The 19,190-nt window shown below is 44.1% G+C and carries 14 protein-coding genes and 1 tRNA gene; 9 read left to right on the top strand and 6 right to left on the bottom strand.

Annotated features, from left to right (window positions below; all coding sequences use genetic code 11):
- The first annotated feature begins 23 nt into the window (after positions 1–23).
- Positions 24–2,282, top strand: coding sequence for a DNA helicase RecQ (gene recQ, locus LZZ85_RS01890; protein WP_237868228.1), 2,259 nt, complete (start codon positions 24–26; stop codon positions 2,280–2,282).
- Between the two features lie 117 nt (positions 2,283–2,399).
- Positions 2,400–2,472, top strand: a tRNA-Phe gene (locus LZZ85_RS01885).
- An 804-nt stretch (positions 2,473–3,276) separates the two neighbouring features.
- Here the strand turns inward: LZZ85_RS01885 and LZZ85_RS01880 are convergent.
- Together LZZ85_RS01880 and LZZ85_RS01875 are read right to left on the bottom strand one after the other, a co-directional pair.
- Positions 3,277–4,119 (bottom strand): class I SAM-dependent methyltransferase, encoded by an 843-nt coding sequence (locus LZZ85_RS01880; RefSeq protein WP_237868227.1) that lies wholly within the window; start codon positions 4,117–4,119, stop codon positions 3,277–3,279.
- Positions 4,120–4,210: 91 nt separating this feature from the next.
- Entirely contained in the window at positions 4,211–5,326 is a 1,116-nt protein-coding gene (locus LZZ85_RS01875) for a murein L,D-transpeptidase catalytic domain-containing protein (RefSeq protein ID WP_237868226.1), read from the bottom strand.
- 300 nt (positions 5,327–5,626) lie between these two features.
- On the opposite strand from LZZ85_RS01875, the gene LZZ85_RS01870 reads away from it, so the two are divergent.
- From LZZ85_RS01870 to LZZ85_RS01850, 5 genes are all read left to right on the top strand, one after another.
- Complete coding sequence (locus tag LZZ85_RS01870; RefSeq protein ID WP_237868225.1) at positions 5,627–5,998, top strand: single-stranded DNA-binding protein; 372 nt, start codon at positions 5,627–5,629, stop codon at positions 5,996–5,998.
- A gap of 58 nt (positions 5,999–6,056) precedes the next feature.
- Positions 6,057–8,606 carry a helix-turn-helix domain-containing protein gene (locus tag LZZ85_RS01865; protein ID WP_237868224.1) on the top strand — a complete coding sequence of 850 codons (2,550 nt, stop codon included), beginning with the start codon at positions 6,057–6,059 and terminating at the stop codon, positions 8,604–8,606.
- A 131-nt stretch (positions 8,607–8,737) separates the two neighbouring features.
- Positions 8,738–9,247 (top strand): SET domain-containing protein-lysine N-methyltransferase, encoded by a 510-nt coding sequence (locus LZZ85_RS01860; protein ID WP_237868223.1) that lies wholly within the window; start codon positions 8,738–8,740, stop codon positions 9,245–9,247.
- Complete coding sequence (locus LZZ85_RS01855) at positions 9,216–10,364, top strand: D-alanine--D-alanine ligase family protein (protein WP_237868222.1); 1,149 nt, start codon at positions 9,216–9,218, stop codon at positions 10,362–10,364. Before LZZ85_RS01860 ends, LZZ85_RS01855 begins: the two co-directional genes overlap by 32 nt.
- A 42-nt stretch (positions 10,365–10,406) precedes the next feature.
- Complete coding sequence (locus LZZ85_RS01850; protein ID WP_237868221.1) at positions 10,407–11,855, top strand: SET domain-containing protein-lysine N-methyltransferase; 1,449 nt, start codon at positions 10,407–10,409, stop codon at positions 11,853–11,855.
- 123 nt (positions 11,856–11,978) lie between these two features.
- Here the strand turns inward: LZZ85_RS01850 and LZZ85_RS01845 are convergent, their stop codons facing one another.
- From LZZ85_RS01845 to ybeY, 3 genes are all read right to left on the bottom strand, one after another.
- Complete coding sequence (locus LZZ85_RS01845; RefSeq protein ID WP_237868220.1) at positions 11,979–12,800, bottom strand: energy transducer TonB; 822 nt, start codon at positions 12,798–12,800, stop codon at positions 11,979–11,981.
- A gap of 128 nt (positions 12,801–12,928) precedes the next feature.
- Entirely contained in the window at positions 12,929–14,791 is a 1,863-nt protein-coding gene (gene mnmG, locus LZZ85_RS01840) for a tRNA uridine-5-carboxymethylaminomethyl(34) synthesis enzyme MnmG (RefSeq protein ID WP_237868219.1), read from the bottom strand.
- Positions 14,792–16,431: 1,640 nt separating this feature from the next.
- Positions 16,432–16,875 (bottom strand): rRNA maturation RNase YbeY, encoded by a 444-nt coding sequence (gene ybeY, locus LZZ85_RS01835; protein ID WP_237868218.1) that lies wholly within the window; start codon positions 16,873–16,875, stop codon positions 16,432–16,434.
- Between the two features lie 64 nt (positions 16,876–16,939).
- Here ybeY and LZZ85_RS01830 point away from each other — a divergent pair, with 64 nt between their 5' ends.
- Positions 16,940–17,170 (top strand): FeoA family protein, encoded by a 231-nt coding sequence (locus LZZ85_RS01830; protein ID WP_237868217.1) that lies wholly within the window; start codon positions 16,940–16,942, stop codon positions 17,168–17,170.
- Between the two features lie 116 nt (positions 17,171–17,286).
- Positions 17,287–17,865 carry a nicotinate (nicotinamide) nucleotide adenylyltransferase gene (gene nadD, locus LZZ85_RS01825; RefSeq protein WP_237868216.1) on the top strand — a complete coding sequence of 193 codons (579 nt, stop codon included), beginning with the start codon at positions 17,287–17,289 and terminating at the stop codon, positions 17,863–17,865.
- Between the two features lie 9 nt (positions 17,866–17,874).
- On the opposite strand, the gene LZZ85_RS01820 is transcribed toward nadD, so the two are convergent.
- On the bottom strand, positions 17,875–19,113 hold the full coding sequence (locus tag LZZ85_RS01820) for a chromate transporter (RefSeq protein WP_255723962.1): 1,239 nt from the start codon (positions 19,111–19,113) through the stop codon (positions 17,875–17,877).
- Positions 19,114–19,190 lie beyond the last annotated feature (77 nt).

Below are 19,190 nucleotides of genomic sequence, written 5' to 3'. Positions count from 1 at the left end.
CCGGGTGTAATAATTGAGAGCAAATGGGAACAACAACTGCTAAGAAAGCAACTTCAAAAAAACAATCGAAAGAGGAAAGTCAACCGAAGCAACGCTTCGACCTGCACAAGGCATTACAGGAACATTTCGGGTTCAATAAATTCAAAGGCACACAAGAGAAGGTTATTGAGTCTCTGCTGGCCGGGCACGATACATTTGTTATCATGCCGACGGGCGGAGGAAAGAGCCTGTGTTATCAGTTACCAGCAATGGTGATGGAAGGGGTAGCAATAATCGTTTCCCCATTGATCGCGCTGATGAAGAATCAGGTGGATCTGGTTCGTGGCTACAGCAGTAATGATGAGGTTGCGCACTTTTTGAACTCTACTCTTACTAAAAAGGAAATAAAAGAAGTTCATGACGACCTGCTGAGTGGAAAGACCAAGATGTTATACGTCGCTCCGGAAACGTTGACAAAGCAGGAGAACCTGGAATTTTTCTCTGATCTTAAGCTTTCTTTTTTTGCTGTGGACGAGGCGCATTGTATTTCTGAATGGGGACATGATTTCCGTCCGGAGTATCGCCGCCTTCGTGAAATGATGACGCAGATCAACCCGGATATTCCGGTTATCGCGCTTACTGCCACAGCAACACCAAAGGTGCAAAGTGATATTATCAAGAACCTGGATCTTCAAAATACAAATGTCTTCATCTCATCCTTCAACAGACCAAATCTGTATTATGAGATACAACCGAAGATCAAGAAGTCACAGACCGATGAGAATATCGTTCGATTCATCAAAAGCATGAAATCGAAGAGTGGTATCATCTATACATTGAATAGAAAAACAACAGAGGAACTGGCCGCTATCCTTGTTGCGAATGGAGTGAAAGCAGTTGCGTATCACGCAGGACTCGATAGTAAAGTTCGTGCGGACCGTCAGGACCAGTTCCTGAATGAAGATGTTCAGGTTATCTGCGCAACTATTGCTTTTGGAATGGGGATCGATAAGCCCGATATCCGTTTCGTAATTCACTATAATATTCCAAAGTCTATCGAGAATTATTACCAGGAAACTGGTCGTGCCGGTCGCGACGGAATGGAGGGAAGATGTATTCTCTATTATTCTCATAAGGATGTAAGCAAGCTTGAGCATTTGATGCGCGACAAGCCGCTTAGCGAGAGAGAAGTGGGTGCGCAGCTGATCAATGAAACTGTTGCATATGCAGAGAGTGGTGTTTGTCGTCGTAAGGTGCTGATGAGTTATTTCGGCGAGGAATTCACTACTGAAAATTGTGGGCAATGCGATAACTGCAAACATCCGAAAGAGAGAGTGGAGGCGAAGGATGAAGCAGTGATCGTATTAAAAGCGCTAAAGCAGTTGGATGAGCGTTTTGCTACAGAGTATGTTGTTCAGATCATTACCGGAAAACTGACCCCACAGATCAAAATGTTCCGTCACGAAGGAATTACTGCTTTTGCCAGCGGTAATCAGAGAGAACCGCATTTCTGGAATTCTTTGATCAGACAAATGCTCCTGGAAGGTTTGCTCTCTAAAGATATCGAGGAGTATGGCGTACTGAAATTTACAAAGAAAGGAGAGGCATTCCTGAAGAAGCCAAAGACCTTTGAGATTGTATTGAATAATTTGTACGAAGAGGCAAATGCGGATGATGAAGAAACTGCAGAAGCCAGCTCTGGTGCAGCTACTGATGAGAAGTTGTTTGAAATGCTTAAGGAATTAAGGCAGAGAGAAGCGAAGAAGAAGAATCTTCCTCCTTTTGTGATCTTCCTGGAGAGTTCATTGCAGGATATGGCCACTCTTTATCCGACTAACGTAGCTGATCTGGATAAATGTCAGGGAGTGAGTAAAGGAAAGGCTATCCGGTATGGTAAACCATTCGTGGAAATGGTTGCAAAGTATGTTGAGGAGAATAATATTGAGAAGCCCGATGATTTTGTGATGAAAAGTGTGGTGAATAAGAGTGGTAACAAGGTATATATTATACAGAACACTGATAAGAAGGTTTCCCTGGAGACTATTGCAAAGAACAAGGGTTGGAGAATTGATGAGATGCTGGAAGAGATGGAAACCATCGCAGCGAGTGGTACAAAGTTGAACCTTGATTACGCTATTGATGAAATGCTCGATGAGGATGAACAGGATGAGATCATTGATTATTTCAAAGGCTGTGATACTTCTTCATTGCAGGTGGCGCAAGAAGAATTATCTGATCATAACTTTAACTGGGAGCAGTTGAAGATCATGCGGATTAAGTTTTTGAGCGAATACGGTATGTAATTCAATTTTTTCTTTAAAATAATTCACATAAAAGTTTAGCAATTGTGCAAAAACCTCTATTTTTGCTGCCCTTTCGGTACAGTAGCTGACTTTAGAAAGTGAATACGGAAAGAATTAGGTGCGGTAGCTCAGTCGGTAGAGCAAAGGACTGAAAATCCTTGTGTCGGCGGTTCGATCCCGCCCCACACCACAAAGACCCTGGAATTTATTCCGGGGTTTTTTGTTTATACAACTTAGCAGGAGATGGGTAGTGGCTTACATTCAGAAGCTGTGGGATGGTTGTTTAAATGTTTAATGGTTTAAAAGTTTAAAGTTTTTCCTTTTTGCTTCGGTCTTTCGCCTGGTGTAATCAGGCTTGCCGGTATTCTGCAAACGGGTTATCATCACTTGGCTACTTACAAGTTTTTAAGCGATAGCTGTCTGATCGGGCACAAAAAACCTGAGCACGCCCTGAAGCGATATATACTTCTCAGATACGACATTCTGGCACGAGAAGCCAGCTATGTGTTGACTGATGATAATCATTCAGGGTCAAACTTCGCGTGTTTTTGAAATGCTTGTTAGTCGTCGTTAGTCCGTCTCTTGGTCGTCCTTTGGCCGTCCAAAGTTTGACGGGATTTCAGGCAGTGAAAAATGGTGACAAGCTGACACGCTGAGGGCGATAGATCGTTTTTGGCGACTGTCCTGGGTTCCCTCCTCCGCTTCGCTAGGGTGGAAGAGTCGGCAGAAGTTTATGCGGGCGATGCTCATCCGGAACATTTCAACCAAGTCCATTTTGTAGACCATTCCCCAACTTTTGTTCCTGATCCGAATCAGTTTGAAAGTTTAATAGGTTGTAGGTTCTGCTTGCCATGGGGTTGCCGTGTATTTCGAGTAGGTGAGATCCGTGTGAATAAGGTAATCCGGGTCAGGTGTATCGAAGCCTGAACGTTCAATTTATTTAAATTTATCCAAGGTATTCGACTTCATGTATTCACTTTTCTTCCTGAAATATTCAGGCGTTTCCTTTATACGCCAATACGACCGGTTCTCCAACCTGGGTTGCGTGTCTGCTGAATTGCAGTAGCTCTTCATAAGGAATCGTTCTCACTGTGAAGCCTGAATGCTTTAGTCTTTCTATATAATCTTCCAGGGTATAGATACGGACATGATCTGCTTGCCCATATAGCTCAGCTTGTTTTGCTTTGTCGTTTATAGATGGGTCTTCAATTGTCTTGGCGAGTGATACTGACCAGGGACATTGAAGAAGAGCAACGCCACCTTTAAGAAGAACCCTGTGAATTTCTTTCATTGCTTTGCGGTCGTCTGGTATATGTTCGAGAATATGATTGGCAATGACAATGTCGAAGCTGTTGTCCGCAAACCGCAGGTCTGTCGCGTCTCCATAAATGATTTTTTTGTCTATGTATTTATAGAAGCCGGGAAATATGTCTATGGTGGTAATATCCGAGAGTGGTTTAAGATATCTGAATAGATGTTTCTCCGGAGAAAAGTGTAGTATTTTTTTTTCCTGAAAATGAATGAAGTTATCCAGAACGTCTTTTACAAGTCTTTCCCTGTTTTTACTCAGGCAGTTTGGGCAAAATACATTTTCGCCATAGCCGGCTATTACTTTGTTTGTGTAAATAGCATTGCTGATTTCCTGTGAAGGATATTCCGGAACGAATTTACTATAAGTAGCGTTGCAGAAATTGCAGGTATAGCCTTTTCCTTTGTAGCGGTTGTAAGTTATTTTGTAGCGCAGGTTTTCAAAGTTTCGCAGTATTGATCTGTACAGGGATTGGAGCGGATGGTAGACACCGATTGACTTTAATATCGATTTGAGTTGTTCTTTCACTAAAGCTGGGTTGTTAAGACAAATGTATGGATTCGTATACAAACGAAAACTGCCCCATAAGGGCAGTTTATATGTTGCAGTTAGCTGTATTTTATTTCCTGTGTGTTGCTGTATCTATCAGTGGATCGAACATCCACAGAAGTATCGGTTCCCTGCTTGTTTTGATTATCTGGCTTAGTGTATTCAGGAAGTTTGGAGATACAGAAGGGCAACCCTCGCTTTGACAAATTGGGTAGTCGCTCTCTTCATCGGGAATACACCCCATAGAATGCAGCACTATTGCTCTGGATAATGCATTGCTGTTTGTCTTTTCGAGTCCTATAAGCCGGAAAGATTTCCCGAAAGAGCCATTGTATGTGTCACCAACCTTATACAGTCCGAGTGAACTACAGGAACTTCCATATTGGTTGGAGTAGGTTTTATTCAGAGTGAATTTTTCTTTTCCTTTTCCGTGTGCAACCAGGCCGCTTTGAATTATTTTATTATTGACCAGGTCAACTATGTGAAACCGTTTTTTCCCGGACCTCATTCCGAGGTTGATCATCAGCGCATATTGTTTGGAGTACCCTTTTGAGATTGATAGTTCTTTCAGTTTATCAATTTGTATTTGCAGTAGGTCTTCAGGGTATGATTTGATTCCTGCTTCCTGTGAATTGGTGATCATAGGCACGGGCGCAGTGGACGTTGAGCGGGTGATGGTTTCGATTTCTTCATCGACATAGAAATCAGGAGCAGTCATTGTTTCTTGTTCATCTGTTCTGGGCTTGTATATGATTATGTTTTCTGTCGGGGTTTGATTATTAGCGTGTGTGTGTACTTGTGAAAGTGCTTTATCACTCACAGGGCTGACAGTAGAGTTTGTTGGGAATTTCGATGTTATTTTTTTTGCGATTGTATTTGTTACTACTTCGTCATCCCTGTTTGATGGTCTGAATTGCTCTATATTGATTGACGAATCCGGCGAGCGTTCGCCGGTGACGGTAGTATTATTCCGGATCGCTTGCCTGTTCATATAGGATAGCGATGTTTCTATTTTTTCGGAACAGTTGTTTATGAGCGTTGAAATACTGAGCATGCTTTGCTTAAGGACGGTAGGTAGTTCAAAGTTTTCAAAGTTGTTGCCGGTGGTTTGCTCGGTCGTTGGAGAAAGAAATGTCAGGCTAAAAAAGCTGAAGCCTGCAAGGCGTGCGATGGATATGGTTTTCATAAGGTAGTTTTAGATGATTATAGGATGACCTTTAAACTACTATTCTTTTATTCTTTTGTCTATGGGTATTAGATGGATTTTTCTTAAGCTATTAGGTTACAGTGGTTTGATATTTTTATTTCGTATGTATACCAATAGGCTTTTCGCAGTTATACGTTTGAACCTGTTGAAAATAATATCAAAGGAGGGTTCATGGCGATGTGTTTTCATCTAAAGGTGCTGTATTAAAACATTCTTTCGCGGGGTTTTCACCTTTGTATGGGTTATGAGCAGTAGTAAATTGCTTAGAAAAATCAGTGTATGTATGCGATCAAGAATAATGTTCAGTTAGTAGGAGTTGTTGTTGACAAGCCAATTGTCAGGGGAAGCGAGGAGGGGAAGAAGACAGCGAGGTTTTCCATATTTATAGATGACTGTTATTATAATGCGAAGGGGGCTAAAGTAACAGAATCTCAGTCACACGTTTTGGTTGCGCAGGGTAAGATAGCAGTCATTGCAGAGAAGTATCTTGAGAAGGATACGCAGGTGGCTGTATTGGGGAGATTGGTGAACAGGAACTTCCGGAATAGCCGGGGAATCTCTAAGACAGTAACCGAAGTGCTGGTAAGCGAGTTACTGATATTGGACAAATTGGTTCAGGATGATTGTGAGTATTATTTGTCCCTGGTGTAACGGTAGGGTTTTATACTCTTTTTTTACTTTATTTTGTCAAATTACCAGATTTTAAGAAGTGGAAGCAGGAAATAATATTGATAAGGCAAATACGATGTTCCAACTGGCGCTGGCGTTGGTCAATCAGAGTACAAGGAATATTTTCCTGACAGGTAAGGCTGGTACAGGGAAGACGACCTTCCTTAGATATATCAGGGCGAATTGTGCCAAGCAGATCGCGGTGGTTGCTCCTACGGGAGTTGCTGCTATAAATGCAGGTGGAGTTACCATTCACTCATTATTTCAATTGCCGTTCGGACCGTTTATTCCGGCAGCGAGTCAACCATTTTCGAGGTCTTCCTCTGAAGAGTTCACCAACGCTTCAGCCTTGATAGACAGGCTGAAGATGACGCGGGAAAAGATCCGCGTCCTGGAGGAGCTTGAACTGCTGGTAATAGATGAGATCAGTATGGTAAGAGCAGATACGCTTGATGCCATAGATACAGTATTGCGTCATGTCAGAAAACGGCCGGCTGAGAGGTTTGGTGGTGTTCAGGTCCTGTTCATTGGTGATATGTTCCAGTTGCCACCTGTTACAAGGGAGGACGTTTGGCAGTGGTTATCTGAACATTATCGCAGTCCTTACTTTTTTGATAGTCATGTGCTTCGCGACGAGTTGCCGGTATATGTTGAGTTTAACAAAGTGTACAGGCAGAATGAGGAGAAGTTTATCAATTTGTTGAACCAGGTGAGGAATGATGAGCTTGACGAGGACGGATTTGAGATATTGGAGAGTCGATATCTTCCTTCCTTTGAGCGGAGTTCGAATGATGGCTATATTATGCTTACAACTCATAATGAGATCGTAAGGAAGATCAATTCTGATGAGCTTCAAAAGTTGACAGCAGAGCATTTTTATTTTAATGCGGAAGTCACCGGTGAATTTCCCGGTACCAGTTATCCCGCGGATGAGACACTGGTTCTTTGCGAAGGCGCCCAGGTAATGTTCATTAGGAATGATGCGGCGGAACGGGGAAAGCGTTTTTTCAATGGAAAGATCGGTTTTGTTAGCAGGGTCGAAGGTGAAAAGATCTGGGTGCAGTGTGCAGAAGAAGAGGAGATAGAAGTTAAAAAGGATAAATGGGATAATATCAGGTATTCAGTTAACCCTTCAAATAGGCTACTGGAGGAGGAAACTTTAGGATCGTTTTCTCAGTACCCGCTTCGCCTGGCCTGGGCAATTACTGTCCACAAGAGCCAGGGTCTCACATTCGAACGGGCGATAATTGATGTGGGTAAGGCTTTTGCGCCGGGACAGGTATATGTAGCTCTCAGCCGCTGTACAGATTTGGATGGTTTGGTTTTGAAAAGCAGGATCAACTCTTCCAGTTTAAGGAATGATCCAAGGATCTCCGAGTTTGCCAGGAATAGTGCATCGGCGGAGGCTTTGAAGGGAGAGTTGCGGGAAGCCAGCCTGGCTGCAAGGGTTGAATTGTTAATGGATGTATTTGATTTCCGGAAGGAGTCTGAACAGGTAACAGTACTGGCCGGTTTTGTGAGGAAACATGAATCTTCTTTCCGGGATGACTCTGTAAGCTGGGTTGATAAAGCAGGCCAGTTGGTCGCGTCAATGAGAGAGACCGGGCTGAAGTTCCACGAATGGATCAAGCAACAGCTTGGAGTGGAGCCAGAGTTAACGCTGAATACTCAGGTATCCGAGCGGGTCAAACGAGCTTGTCCGCATTTTTCCGGAGAGATCCATAAGATGATAGGACATCTGCAAGCCTGTACGGTTAGCACGGATAATAAAAATTTTGCGAGAGAGGTGAATGAGAGGATCAAGGAGTTGTTCTCCGCTTTATCGGTCCATCAATATCTGGTAAATGGCTTTTCTGTTGATATCGACCTTGAAGCATGGCAACTTAAGAAAAGGTCTTTTCAGCCTTCGTCTTTTTCTGTAAATGTTTTTGGCGGGTCGGCGGAGGTGAAGAAGAATTTGCCCCACCCTTCATTGTACTGGCAATTGAAGCAGTTGCGCGATGCAATCAGTGCGAGGAAGGAGCAACCCTTATATCTGGTGGCAAGTAGTAAGACGTTGGAAGAGCTCGTTAACTATTTGCCACAGGACGAGACGGAATTGGAGAGAATCTCCGGATTTGGAAAGGTGAAGGTTGGGAGCTATGGTGTAGAGTTTTTGCAGATCATCCGCGCGTATTGCGAAGAAAACAATCTTTCTTCGAATATGCCGCCAGGAAAAGAGAAGAAGAAAGCCAGGGCAGAGAAACTACCAGGTGAGAAAGAAGAGAAGAAGGTTAAAGGCTCTTCAAAAAAGCCGGATACAAAGTCAGAGTCTTACAGGATGTTCAGAGAAGGGTCGACTATTTCCGAGGTTGCGTCTGCAAGGGGACTGGCTTTGTCAACCATTGAGGGTCATCTGGCTCATTACGTTCAGCAAGGGGATATAGAGATTAGCGAGCTGGTGTCAGCCGATGTGATTTCTTCGGTTACAGAGGCTATTGGCCGCATGGAAGTTGTTTCAATCGGAGGCTTGAAAAGTCTTCTTGGAGAGTCGGCTTCGTTCGGAGAGATCAGGTTTGTTCTTGCCTGGAAGAATAGCCAGGATAGCTGATCAGTGGCAGTGCGTGATTTTGGTAGATCTGCGTGACGGGTTTATTAAGCATAAAGTCTGAATTATGCACATTTGATATTGGATGGATCTTACGTAAGTGTTTATGTCTATCTTTTCATATCAATTATTTTATGGTAACAGCTACTCGCCCCGGCTATCGTTTGATCAGCGATCATGTATTTGCTGCTGTGCAGCAGAATATCGAGAGTAAACAGAATGCTTTCTTTGCGAAGAGGGAGTATCTTCCGGGCGATGTTGTAGCCGAGTTTTCCGCTGGGGCTATATTGAAGGAGCCAACCTACCTGACTGTTCAGATTGGTCTGACTGAACATATACTTTTACAGCCGGAGCATCTGCAATACATAAATCATAGTTGTGATCCCAATGTTTTCTTTGATACTTATTTGATGAAAATTGTTGCCTTAAAGCAAATCTCTACCGGCGATGAGATGACTTTTTTCTATCCATCTACTGAGTGGGACATGGCACAGCCTTTCGATTGTCATTGTGGATGCAGAAATTGTCTTGGACAGATCCGGGGAGCCGCCCACATCAATCAGGATATAATTAAGACTTACACACTTACCCGATTTATACAACAGCAACTGCATGATCGCTCAAACAGGGAAAAAAGAGCTTAAGAAAAAGATTTCCGGAAAGAAAGCAGAAAATAACCCTCTCCAAAAGTTAAAGATCTGGGTGCTCTATCCCTATCTCCAAACGGAGGATCCGAATCTTCAATATTATTACGACTTTTCTCAGAGCCTCCAGGAGTATTCCAGGGTATTTGAAGAATTGGACGCGGATTGGTTATGGCAACCAGTAACCATGCTGGATTTTAAAGAAGTTATCGCCGGTATAAAGAAGCGGTCCGGAAGGAAAATTCCTCTTATTCTTAATCTATGTGATGGTGACGAGATCAACGGAACTCCTGGGGTATCCATTATAGCGGAGCTCGAAAAACACAGGTTGATTTACACCGGCTCAGACACACACTATTATAATATTACTACATCCAAGATTCCGATGAAGGAAGCCTTTCTTGCTTCCGGGGTTAAGACGGCTAAATGGGCTGTTATCCGGGACACAAATATTTCCTTCGACGGATTTTGTGAAAAACTCGGAGCACCATTAATTATTAAGCCGGCTGTTTCTGGCGGAAGTATGGGCGTGTCCGTAAAGAATGTTGTTTATACCGACAAGGAGCTGAGTGAAAGGGTGAAGGAGTTAAGCCAGGGGTACCGCGGATGGAATTTGCTCGCAGATGGGCTGATAGTTGAGCAGTTCATCGCCGGGCCGGAGTTTACAACTTTTGTGGTCGGATCTTCTACCGACCCAGGGAAATGCGAGGTTTTTGCCGGTGTCGAGCGCATTTTCCATAATTCTTTACCGGAAGAAGAAAAGTTTCTGTCGTTCGACAGGCTGTGGGAGATTTATGAAGAGGAAAAGCCAATGCCGGGAGACGAGAATTTTTATGAGTATCATAGAGCCCCGATGTCTTTGGATCAACGTTTGAACCAGATCACATTGGATGCATATAGATCGGTAGGTGGTATGGGATATGGAAGACTGGATGTTCGGATGGATAAAGAGACCGGGGAGTTGTATATGCTTGAAGTAAATGCGCAGTGCGGATTAAGTGAGGATGAGAATTATACATCGATCGGAGCTATTCTTCGTTTTTCACAAAGGTCTTTTTCCAGCGTTATCAGGAGCATTATCGATGACGCTTTCACCAGAAGGCAAATGCGTCTCTAGGGCAATTCTCTTTTTTTATTTACTGCAAAATCAAATGACTGTATGAAAGTTTGTGTTCTTCAGCCAGACTATTCAACAACCGGTGTTGATTATAAGAATTATGATCCTCCCCGGTATCTTAATGATCTGTTGCCTACTGATGAGGTGGATCACGTATTTCTTAATAAGCTTACGACCTATAAGCAATTGAAGGAGTTGAAGAGAAAGAATTATGATGTGTTCATCAATTTATGCGAGGGTTATCTCGAATGGGAGGTTCCATCAATTGATGTTATTCACTCGTTCGATCTTCTCGATCTTCCTTACACCGGACCTACGGCCAAGTTGTATGACCCCACCAAAGAGTTGATGAAATATGTTGCCCATTGCGAGGGTGTAAGGACGCCGGGGTATTTTATGATCGAGAAACCTGAAGATATCGATAGAGTAGAGAGGTATCTCACTTATCCAATGTTCATTAAGCCGTCTAAGGCGGGAGACAGTTTAGGCATCGATGAGAATTCAGTTCTATATAGCAAACAGGATCTGTTGAAGAAGGTGGTAGAGATCTATAATGATTATGGGCCTTTACTTGTAGAGGAATACGTAGATGGCAGAGAGTTTACTGTGTTGGTTGCAGCGCTTCCCGACGGAAAATCGTGTCGCGTTTTCAAACCGGTTGAATATGTTTTTCCAGAAGGAAAATCTTTTAAGACGTATTCTTTAAAGACATCTGAATTGCACCCGGACTGTAATTTCCCGTGCACTGATCCTGTACTTGATAAGGAATTGCGGATGGCGACGGAGAGGATCTTTAAAGGTTTTAATGGTGTTGGATATGCGCGTCTTGATTTCAGGGTAAATGAAAAGAACGAGATTTTTTTCCTCGAGATTAATTTTACGTGTTCTGTTTTTTACAAAGATGGATATGAGGGTTCTGCAGACTTTATATTGAAATTTGATGAGGCAGGTCAGAAGGGCTTTCTTGATACAATTATCTCCGAGGGTATAGCGAGACATAAGAGAAACAGGAAGCCTTATACAATGAGAGGTAATTCTATTTCGGGTTTTGGAATTTATGCGGCAAGGCCGATCCGAAAGGGGGATGTTATTTTCACGGGAGAGGAGAGAGCTCAGCGAATCGTGACGAAACGCTTTGTGGAAACTAACTGGAACGAGGAGCAGAAGTTGAACTTTCGCAGATATGCGTATGCTATAAGCGAGGAGGTTTTTATTTTGTGGGATGAAGATCCTTCTGAGTGGGCTCCCCAGAATCATAGTTGTGATGCGAATACGTGCCTCGATGGATTGAATGTTATCGCAATGAGAGACATTTCTCGCAATGAGGAATTGACCCTTGATTATTCCCAGTTCCTTGATGATACAATGGAACCGTTTGAGTGTAAGTGTGGATCTTCTTGTTGTAAGGGAGTGGTTCGCGGGGTCTCTTTTAATTCAGTGAACAGTCGTGAGCAAAAGGTGCAAATGATCGTTCCTGTTTCGAAGAGCTGAATAACCGCTGCGAATTTGTATCCCGGAAAGGGTGCTGCGGTCATTCAGCAGGGCGTTAATAGGGTCATTAATTTAATAGTAAAGGGTTTATAGAATGATTAGTTCTATAAACCCTTTGTCGTTTTATTCACCGTCAACTTGAAAGGTGATCGGTTGTCTGCGGTATGCTTTTACCTGGCGGCCGTTTTGTATAGCCGGTTCCCATTTGGTTGCTTTTTTTAATACGCGAATTGCTTCCTGCTCCATTCCGAAACCGGCATTGCTGATAGGTTTGATATCACTGACTGAGCCGTCTATGTCAACAACGAATTGTACGACTACCTGATAGCGGCCGGGGTTTGCTCCGTTATCGACGGGGACATTTCCATTTAAATTACGGAGCAGGAATTTTTCCCAGTTACCGATGAACTTTGCCTGAACCTGGACTTCGACGAAAGGCCCGGGATCCTTTGGCGCCGGTTCTTCGATGATTCCTTTCCCTTCACCGACGGTTGCATCTGCAGTCGGTTGGGATAGTCCGATGTCAACGGGTCCGTCCCTCTTTACAGTACTGACGGCAGCACTGTCAAGGGCTTCGATCGTAGTCATCGGTTCCTCAACCAGGTGATCTTCCACGATCTTTGGTTCTACATATATTTCCGATTTTGGTGGTTGTACGTCTGCCGGAGGTGGAGTTTCAGGTTTTGGCTCAGGAAGTTTTTCTTCTTTTGGAATTTCGATAATCGTGAGACTTTCTTTCGGTGCGATTGGGTCTGCTGCCGGTTTCCATTTGTTGGCTAAAGTAACTGATGTAATAGTGACACCGACAATTGTCGCTGTTACAAGCAGTGCTCTTCCAATTCTTCGATTGTAGTGGCGGCGTAGTTCATAGGCGCCATATGCTTTGTTGCGTTGATCGAAGATTACGTCGAGAAGATCGGAGGTGAGAATTTGTTTGCTATCCATGGTAGAGGTTTTAATTACTCATGAGATAGCGCGCGCTTCAGGTTTCCACAAAGAAATGGTGAATGGAAAAATATAGTTGATGCGTGTGTGGAATGAGGTTTTACGCGCATCAACTATATTCTCAGAAATTATCTTCCCATATAGACCATGAGGATTTGAACATCGCTTGGATTGATTCCAGAGATGCGGCTTGCTTGTCCGAGGGTTCGTGGCCTTATTCGGTTCAACTTTTCTCGCGCTTCATTACCGAGGGCCTGAATTTTTTTGTAATCAAAGCTTGATGGAATTTCGAGATCTTCCAGTTGGCTCATTCTTGCGACAAGTTCTTTTTCTTTATTTATGTAAACATCATACTTCACCTGGATCGAGGCCTGCTCAATTTGTTCTTTGGAGAATTTAGCGAGAGCAGTCCCCAGCTTTGGAAGTGTGGCGGCCAGTTGATCGAGTTCCACATCCGGGCGACGGAGTATTTTCTCGGCTTTTTGTTTTTCCGGGATCGGCGTATTTCCTATGGATTGTAAGAAGCCGTTGATCTCATTCGGATCCACAGACATCTCTTTAAGGACTTGCCAGATCTCTGCAACAGCGTCTTTTTTCGCGGATACATTGTCCATTCTTTCCTGCGATGCGAGTCCGAGAAGATGGCTCTTTTCTGTCAATCGAAGATCGGCGTTATCCTGGCGGAGTAAGGTGCGGAATTCTGCGCGGGAGGTGAACATGCGATAGGGCTCTTCGGTGCCTTTGCTGATCAGGTCGTCAACAAGAACCCCGATGTACGCTTCACTTCTTTTCAGGATAAACGGATCCAGCTCGCGCACTTTTTGGTGCGCATTGATTCCGGCCATCAAGCCCTGGCAGGCCGCCTCTTCGTAACCGGTTGTTCCATTTATTTGACCTGCAAAAAATAGATTTGATATTAATTTTGTCTCTAATGTATGTGTTAGCTGCGTTGGTGGAAAATAGTCGTATTCGATTGCGTAGCCCGGGCGGAAGATCCGGACATTCTCAAAGCCCGGAATTATACGAAGCGCTTCGTATTGTATTTCTTCTGGTAAGGAGGTTGAGAATCCGTTAACGTATATTTCAACCGTATCCCATCCTTCCGGCTCAATGAAGAGTTGATGACGCTCTCTCTCTGCAAATCGGTTTATTTTGTCTTCTATACTGGGACAGTATCTCGGACCAACTCCGTCAATTCTTCCAGCGAACATAGGGCTGCGGTCAAAACCTGTTTTCAGAACATCGTGCACAGTTTGATTTGTGTAGGTGATCCAGCAGCTTCTTTGCTTTAGCGGTTTTTTAGTATCGGTATAAGAGAAGCCGCCTATTTCTTCATCACCAGGTTGTTCTTCCATTTTTGAATAGTCGAGACTTCGCCCGTCGACTCTTGGCGGTGTTCCTGTTTTCAGGCGATCGCTTTCAAAGCCGAGACTGACTAGTTGTTCTGTTATGCCGGTGGCTGCTTTTTCTGCGGCACGCCCACCACCGAAATTTTTCTCACCTATGTGAATGATGCCATTCAGGAATGTCCCGTTTGTAAGGACGACGGCTTTCGATCTGATCTCGTGACCAAGACCGGTTACAACCCCACAAGCTCTTCCATCCTTTATGACCAACCCTTTCACCATATCCTGGTAGAAGTCGACGTTAGGCGTTTGCTCTAACATTTCCCTCCACTTAGTGGCAAACATCATTCGGTCACTCTGAGCTCTTGGGCTCCACATTGCCGGGCCTTTGGATCTGTTCAGCATTCTGAACTGTATCATAGACAGGTCTGTGACGATGCCGGAGTAACCTCCGAGCGCGTCAACTTCGCGAACGATCTGCCCTTTTGCTATACCGCCCATTGCCGGGTTACAACTCATCTGTGCGATGGTTTGCATATTCATGGTGATCAGCAAAACCTTTGACCCAAGGTTCGCGGCTGCGGCGGCGGCCTCGCATCCCGCATGGCCGGCCCCAACTACTATTATATCATATTCTGGAAACATCGGCGCAAAGTTACAGTAAACTTCAGGACCGGGATGGTATACCTGTGCGCAGACTGCCTCTTTCTTGTGACACCTATAGGATACAAAGTTTTTAAGACTGATATGCGGGTTGCCCGGCAGGAATTGACTTACCGGCAATTGCCTCCTTCTTCTGGATACTCCCGCTTTGCTTCAGCCGGGACTATTGTTTTGTTTGCTGTATAATATATATACACCGTGTTATGGCTTCAAACGGTAACGGCAACAACCCTTCCCATCTGGTGGGCGCCTTCTAACTTCATCGAGGTATCGCTGTGGAATGTTCCACATGGAACATTCCACAGTAAGAGGAGCGGTGGGTGACGGGCGTGGTATGTTTAGCTAGTCGATGTTTCCACGTGGAACAAGCCTATGCGCGCCACATTGTGTTATTCTCTGCTCGCAGCAGCGGATTTATTAAGGTGTCAGCAAGGCGGCTCGCCTGCTTATATGCTTTTGGAATAAGTAGGGCTGATACCCGGGATGTAGGGGAGTTCCTCTGGTATAGCCTTCGGGAAGGAAGCCTGGAGGTCCCTGTTGCAGGACCTTATCATTTATTCGCACCTGATCAGGACGTGTGTGCATTTATTAGGCAAAGACCCGTCGTTTACCATGGGCCTTCAGGAATAACGGGAGTGGGTAGGAGCTGTTGGCAGCTGAATCCAATGAACAGAATATTACAGGCAGTATAAGTATCAGTAAAAGTGTGTTTCTTTCTAAGTTCTGCAAGTCTTCAGCCGGCCCGGGCCGATCTCCGTGTTGAGGAAAGATATAATGCAGGGGAGTTGCGGGTCAGTAGCCTCAGACTTAGGGGTAAAGACGTGTTCATTTTGAACGAAGGGAGCCGCAATGACCGCGAGTGTTGTAGGACCCAGAAACAGGGGTTCTTTTCCATTGGACTCCGGCTAAATGAAGGTTGACAGAGAAGCTTGGTAGTAATAAGGTTTGGATAAGGTCTATCAACGGATTTGTTCCATGGCCCATGACCGCTTGCCAAGCTGCACAGTTTGACAGTTCCCCCTAAAACCACGAATCTCCCAGGGGAGATTTAGAGGCGAACCGCTCCGAATGTTTTAGTATAACCGCCGCAATTCAGGATACTTCTGCGCTTAAAGGTGTTCTGGGCATTGCATAGCATTCATGTTGACGAAGGCATTACTGATTATGCAGCAAGGGGAAACACAAGAATGGCAAAGATCAGCTGTGCATTTGTGCTTCGATCAAAGCCTGCATGTCCGTTCATCCACCATTGTTCCTCCGTTTATCTTCCGTTATTTTATGGAGGATGAATGGAATGAACGGAAGAACAACAGAGGATCAAGACAGAAACACGCTTTCTATCCATAGAAAGCGTATCGGATCAGCCGATAAATGGGAAAAATGAACGGAATATCGTTTTTGAGCTTGGGTCAGGAAGGGAAGTTTGTAAGCGCTGCATTTTTTAAGGCGACCGGCAACTGCGAGACTCTAAACCTCAGACAGGAGGCATGCTATCCTTATGCGCATTTACACCCCCTCGGAACTCCTTGTAGGAACCTCGGAAGGACGCCTGGCTGTATTCAAAAACCTGAGCAGAGATGAATGTTATTAGCGAGCGCTCTTTATCAATATAAGCAGATAGTTTACTTCTTTGCGAAGTAGCGATTTAGATAATAGTCCTCTTTTTCCCTCATCAGTTTTTCCTGAGCCGTGCTTTTATCCTTGTAACCACAAAGATGAAGTACGCCGTGAAAGATCACCCGGTGAAGCTCACGGGTAAACGTTGTGTCGTGTTGCCGGGCGTTATCTTTCACGCGGTCGATGCTGATATAAATCTCGCCCTCCACAGGAGCTCCCGCAGGTGAAAGCTCAAACGTGATAATGTCGGTATAGTAGTCATGCTGTAAAAACTGGCGATTGATCTCCAGCACACGTTTATCAGAGCAAAAGATATAATTGAGGGAAGAGAGTTTTTTCTTCTCCTTCCGAAAGATCTCATGGAGAAAAAGCTTCAGCGAGTTCCGGTTTCGTAACGTAACAGGTTCCTCATAAAAAAAACTAAGACTGGGCGATGATGTTGAATGCATAATTTCAAAATTCGTAAACAATGGACAGAATACAATGTTAGATTTGCTGCTGAGGTAGATCTATATGAATAAAAAATTGTCAGAGTTAAAACCGGGGCAAAAAGCCATTATTAAAGAGTTCGGCTCAGAGGAAATTCATCTCAAGTTGATGGAGATGGGATGTCTTCCTGGTGAACCGATCTCTTTGGAGCAAGTTGCGCCGATGGGAGATCCTGTTTCTGTGCAGGTTGCGGGTTATACATTAAGTCTTCGTCTGGATGAGGCAGAGCATATTCTTGTTGATATAATTAATTGATTATAAACAATTTGTGTCTTGAAGGAAGAAAAGATTGGAACCGAATCAGACACAAGCGGCTGATTGTCAACAACTTAGGTGTTATTAAATAATTCGTTCGCGTTCACTTCATCATTATGAAAATCGGTCTGTACTTCGGCTCCTTCAATCCTGTTCATATTGGTCATCTGATCATCGCCAATCATTTGCTGAACGTAACTGATATTGAAAAGATCTGGTTTGTACTCTCTCCGCAAAATCCTTTCAAAGTAAACCACTCTTTACTCAACGAATATGACCGCCTTCACCTGCTTCGCACCGCCATCGCAGATGATCCAAGAATGAAAGCGTCAGAAATCGAGTTTTCCCTGCCCAAACCTTCTTTCACAAGCGTTACCCTTGCACATCTTTCAGAACGTTATCCGGGATACGATTTTTCAGTCGTGATGGGAAGTGATAGTTTTCAGAACCTTCACAAATGGAAGAATTATGAATACATCATCTCCAACCACTCCATATATATATATACACGGCCGGGTTTCGCCATAGAAAATAATATTGGTGCTAAAGTGATCGAGCTTGATGCGCCTCTTTTGCAGATTTCGGCGACCGAAATTCGTGAGCTGATCCGTGAAGGAAAATCGATTCGCTATATGATCCCGGAAAATGTCCGTCAGGAGATCGATAAAGGCGGATACTATAAAAGTAAAAAGTAGAAGTTCTTTTTAGATAAAATATCCGAGCAACAAACATGCTGCAACGATGACAGGCGAGGGGATCCTGGAATAACAGAGAAGTAAAGTTGTGCCGACGATCACCACAAGATTCAAAACACTTACTGTTTTTGCTTCTATCATTGAAATGTCTTTCATGATGAAAAGCGTGGAACCTACCATGATCCCGATCACGACGGCATTGATCCCTTCCAGTGATCTGTGGATAACCGCATATTTTTTCAGGTTATGCCAGATAGGAAAGAAGAATAAAACCAGTAAGGCACTTGGAAGAAAAATGGCGATCGAGCCGATGATACATCCGAGTACCTGCATTTCCGTTCCCATATCTTTCAACGCCATTCCTCCCGTAAAGGAGGCAATAGAAAATACTGGGCCTGGAACAGCTCTCACAATTCCCATTCCTGTATACATTTCTTCTTTGTTTATCTGAACCACATTGGGGTTCTTCTCCCTGATCGCTTCAGGGCGAACACTGAATTGTTCATACATGATCGGCATCAGTACCTGGCCTCCACCAAAAACGAAGCTTCCCATCCGATAGGTGTTTTCGAATAAGTTGATTGGTTTCCGGTGTGCCCAATCTTCCTTCCTCGCTTTTTCGCTCAGAATACCAGCGATGATAAAAATGATCCCGAACAACCAGAAATTCCACCATTTTATTTTCCTCGGAACCTGCTCTGTTTGTGGGATGCGTTTTGCGCTTAGATTGGTCGCAAATCCGCCGGCAACGATCAACAACGGAAAGATCAATGGAGCTTTGAAAAAGAAAAAAGTCACGGCCGTTCCGATCAGCATGATCACCCAGGTGATCGTATTATTTATCGCATGTGGAAAAGCTTTAATACATGCATACACAAGAAATCCTGCCGCCATCGGCGCGATAAACTTGAAGATGTCTGTGTGCAGTGCTTTGCTATCAATATAGGGAAGTAAAAAGGAGAGTGAACCCATGAAAATGCAAGCCGGGAGAATCCATACTAATAAGGTAAGAATGGCGAGTGGTACGCCTCCGAGTTTATATCCGATGAGTGTGAGTGTTTGCGTGGAGGAGGCTCCTGGTAACAGATTGCAAAATGCATTGTACTCGATCAACTCCTGCTCTGTTACATAATTGGTTTGCCTGACAAATGTTTTCATCATCATGGCAATATGAGCCTGAGGCCCACCAAAAGCCGAAACACTATGCAGCAGCACTGCCTTCAAAAATGATAAGTGGCGAAGCGGCATTAGTCGATTAATAAAAATGAAAGACTGGAACAGGCCTTGTACCCGCGATTGAAGATAGGGATAAAAAGCATTTTATG

Source organism: Terrimonas ginsenosidimutans, from assembly GCF_022012415.1.
In the GTDB taxonomy this organism is placed as follows: Bacteria; Bacteroidota; Bacteroidia; order Chitinophagales; family Chitinophagaceae; genus Terrimonas_A; species Terrimonas_A ginsenosidimutans.
This window is presented reverse-complemented; position numbering and strand designations above follow the sequence as displayed.

Coding starts and splice junctions, on each gene's coding strand:
- recQ (WP_237868228.1), top strand. CDS start 24: ATGGGAACAACAACTGCTAAGAAAGCAACTTCAAAAAAACAATCGAAA.
- LZZ85_RS01875 (WP_237868226.1), bottom strand. CDS start 5,326: ATGAAAACCATATCCATCGCACGCCTTGCAGGCTTCAGCTTTTTTAGC.
- LZZ85_RS01870 (WP_237868225.1), top strand. CDS start 5,627: ATGTATGCGATCAAGAATAATGTTCAGTTAGTAGGAGTTGTTGTTGAC.
- LZZ85_RS01860 (WP_237868223.1), top strand. CDS start 8,738: ATGGTAACAGCTACTCGCCCCGGCTATCGTTTGATCAGCGATCATGTA.
- LZZ85_RS01855 (WP_237868222.1), top strand. CDS start 9,216: ATGATCGCTCAAACAGGGAAAAAAGAGCTTAAGAAAAAGATTTCCGGA.
- LZZ85_RS01850 (WP_237868221.1), top strand. CDS start 10,407: ATGAAAGTTTGTGTTCTTCAGCCAGACTATTCAACAACCGGTGTTGAT.
- LZZ85_RS01845 (WP_237868220.1), bottom strand. CDS start 12,800: ATGGATAGCAAACAAATTCTCACCTCCGATCTTCTCGACGTAATCTTC.
- mnmG (WP_237868219.1), bottom strand. CDS start 14,791: ATGTTTCCAGAATATGATATAATAGTAGTTGGGGCCGGCCATGCGGGA.
- ybeY (WP_237868218.1), bottom strand. CDS start 16,875: ATGCATTCAACATCATCGCCCAGTCTTAGTTTTTTTTATGAGGAACCT.
- LZZ85_RS01830 (WP_237868217.1), top strand. CDS start 16,940: ATGAATAAAAAATTGTCAGAGTTAAAACCGGGGCAAAAAGCCATTATT.
- nadD (WP_237868216.1), top strand. CDS start 17,287: ATGAAAATCGGTCTGTACTTCGGCTCCTTCAATCCTGTTCATATTGGT.
- LZZ85_RS01820 (WP_255723962.1), bottom strand. CDS start 19,113: ATGCCGCTTCGCCACTTATCATTTTTGAAGGCAGTGCTGCTGCATAGT.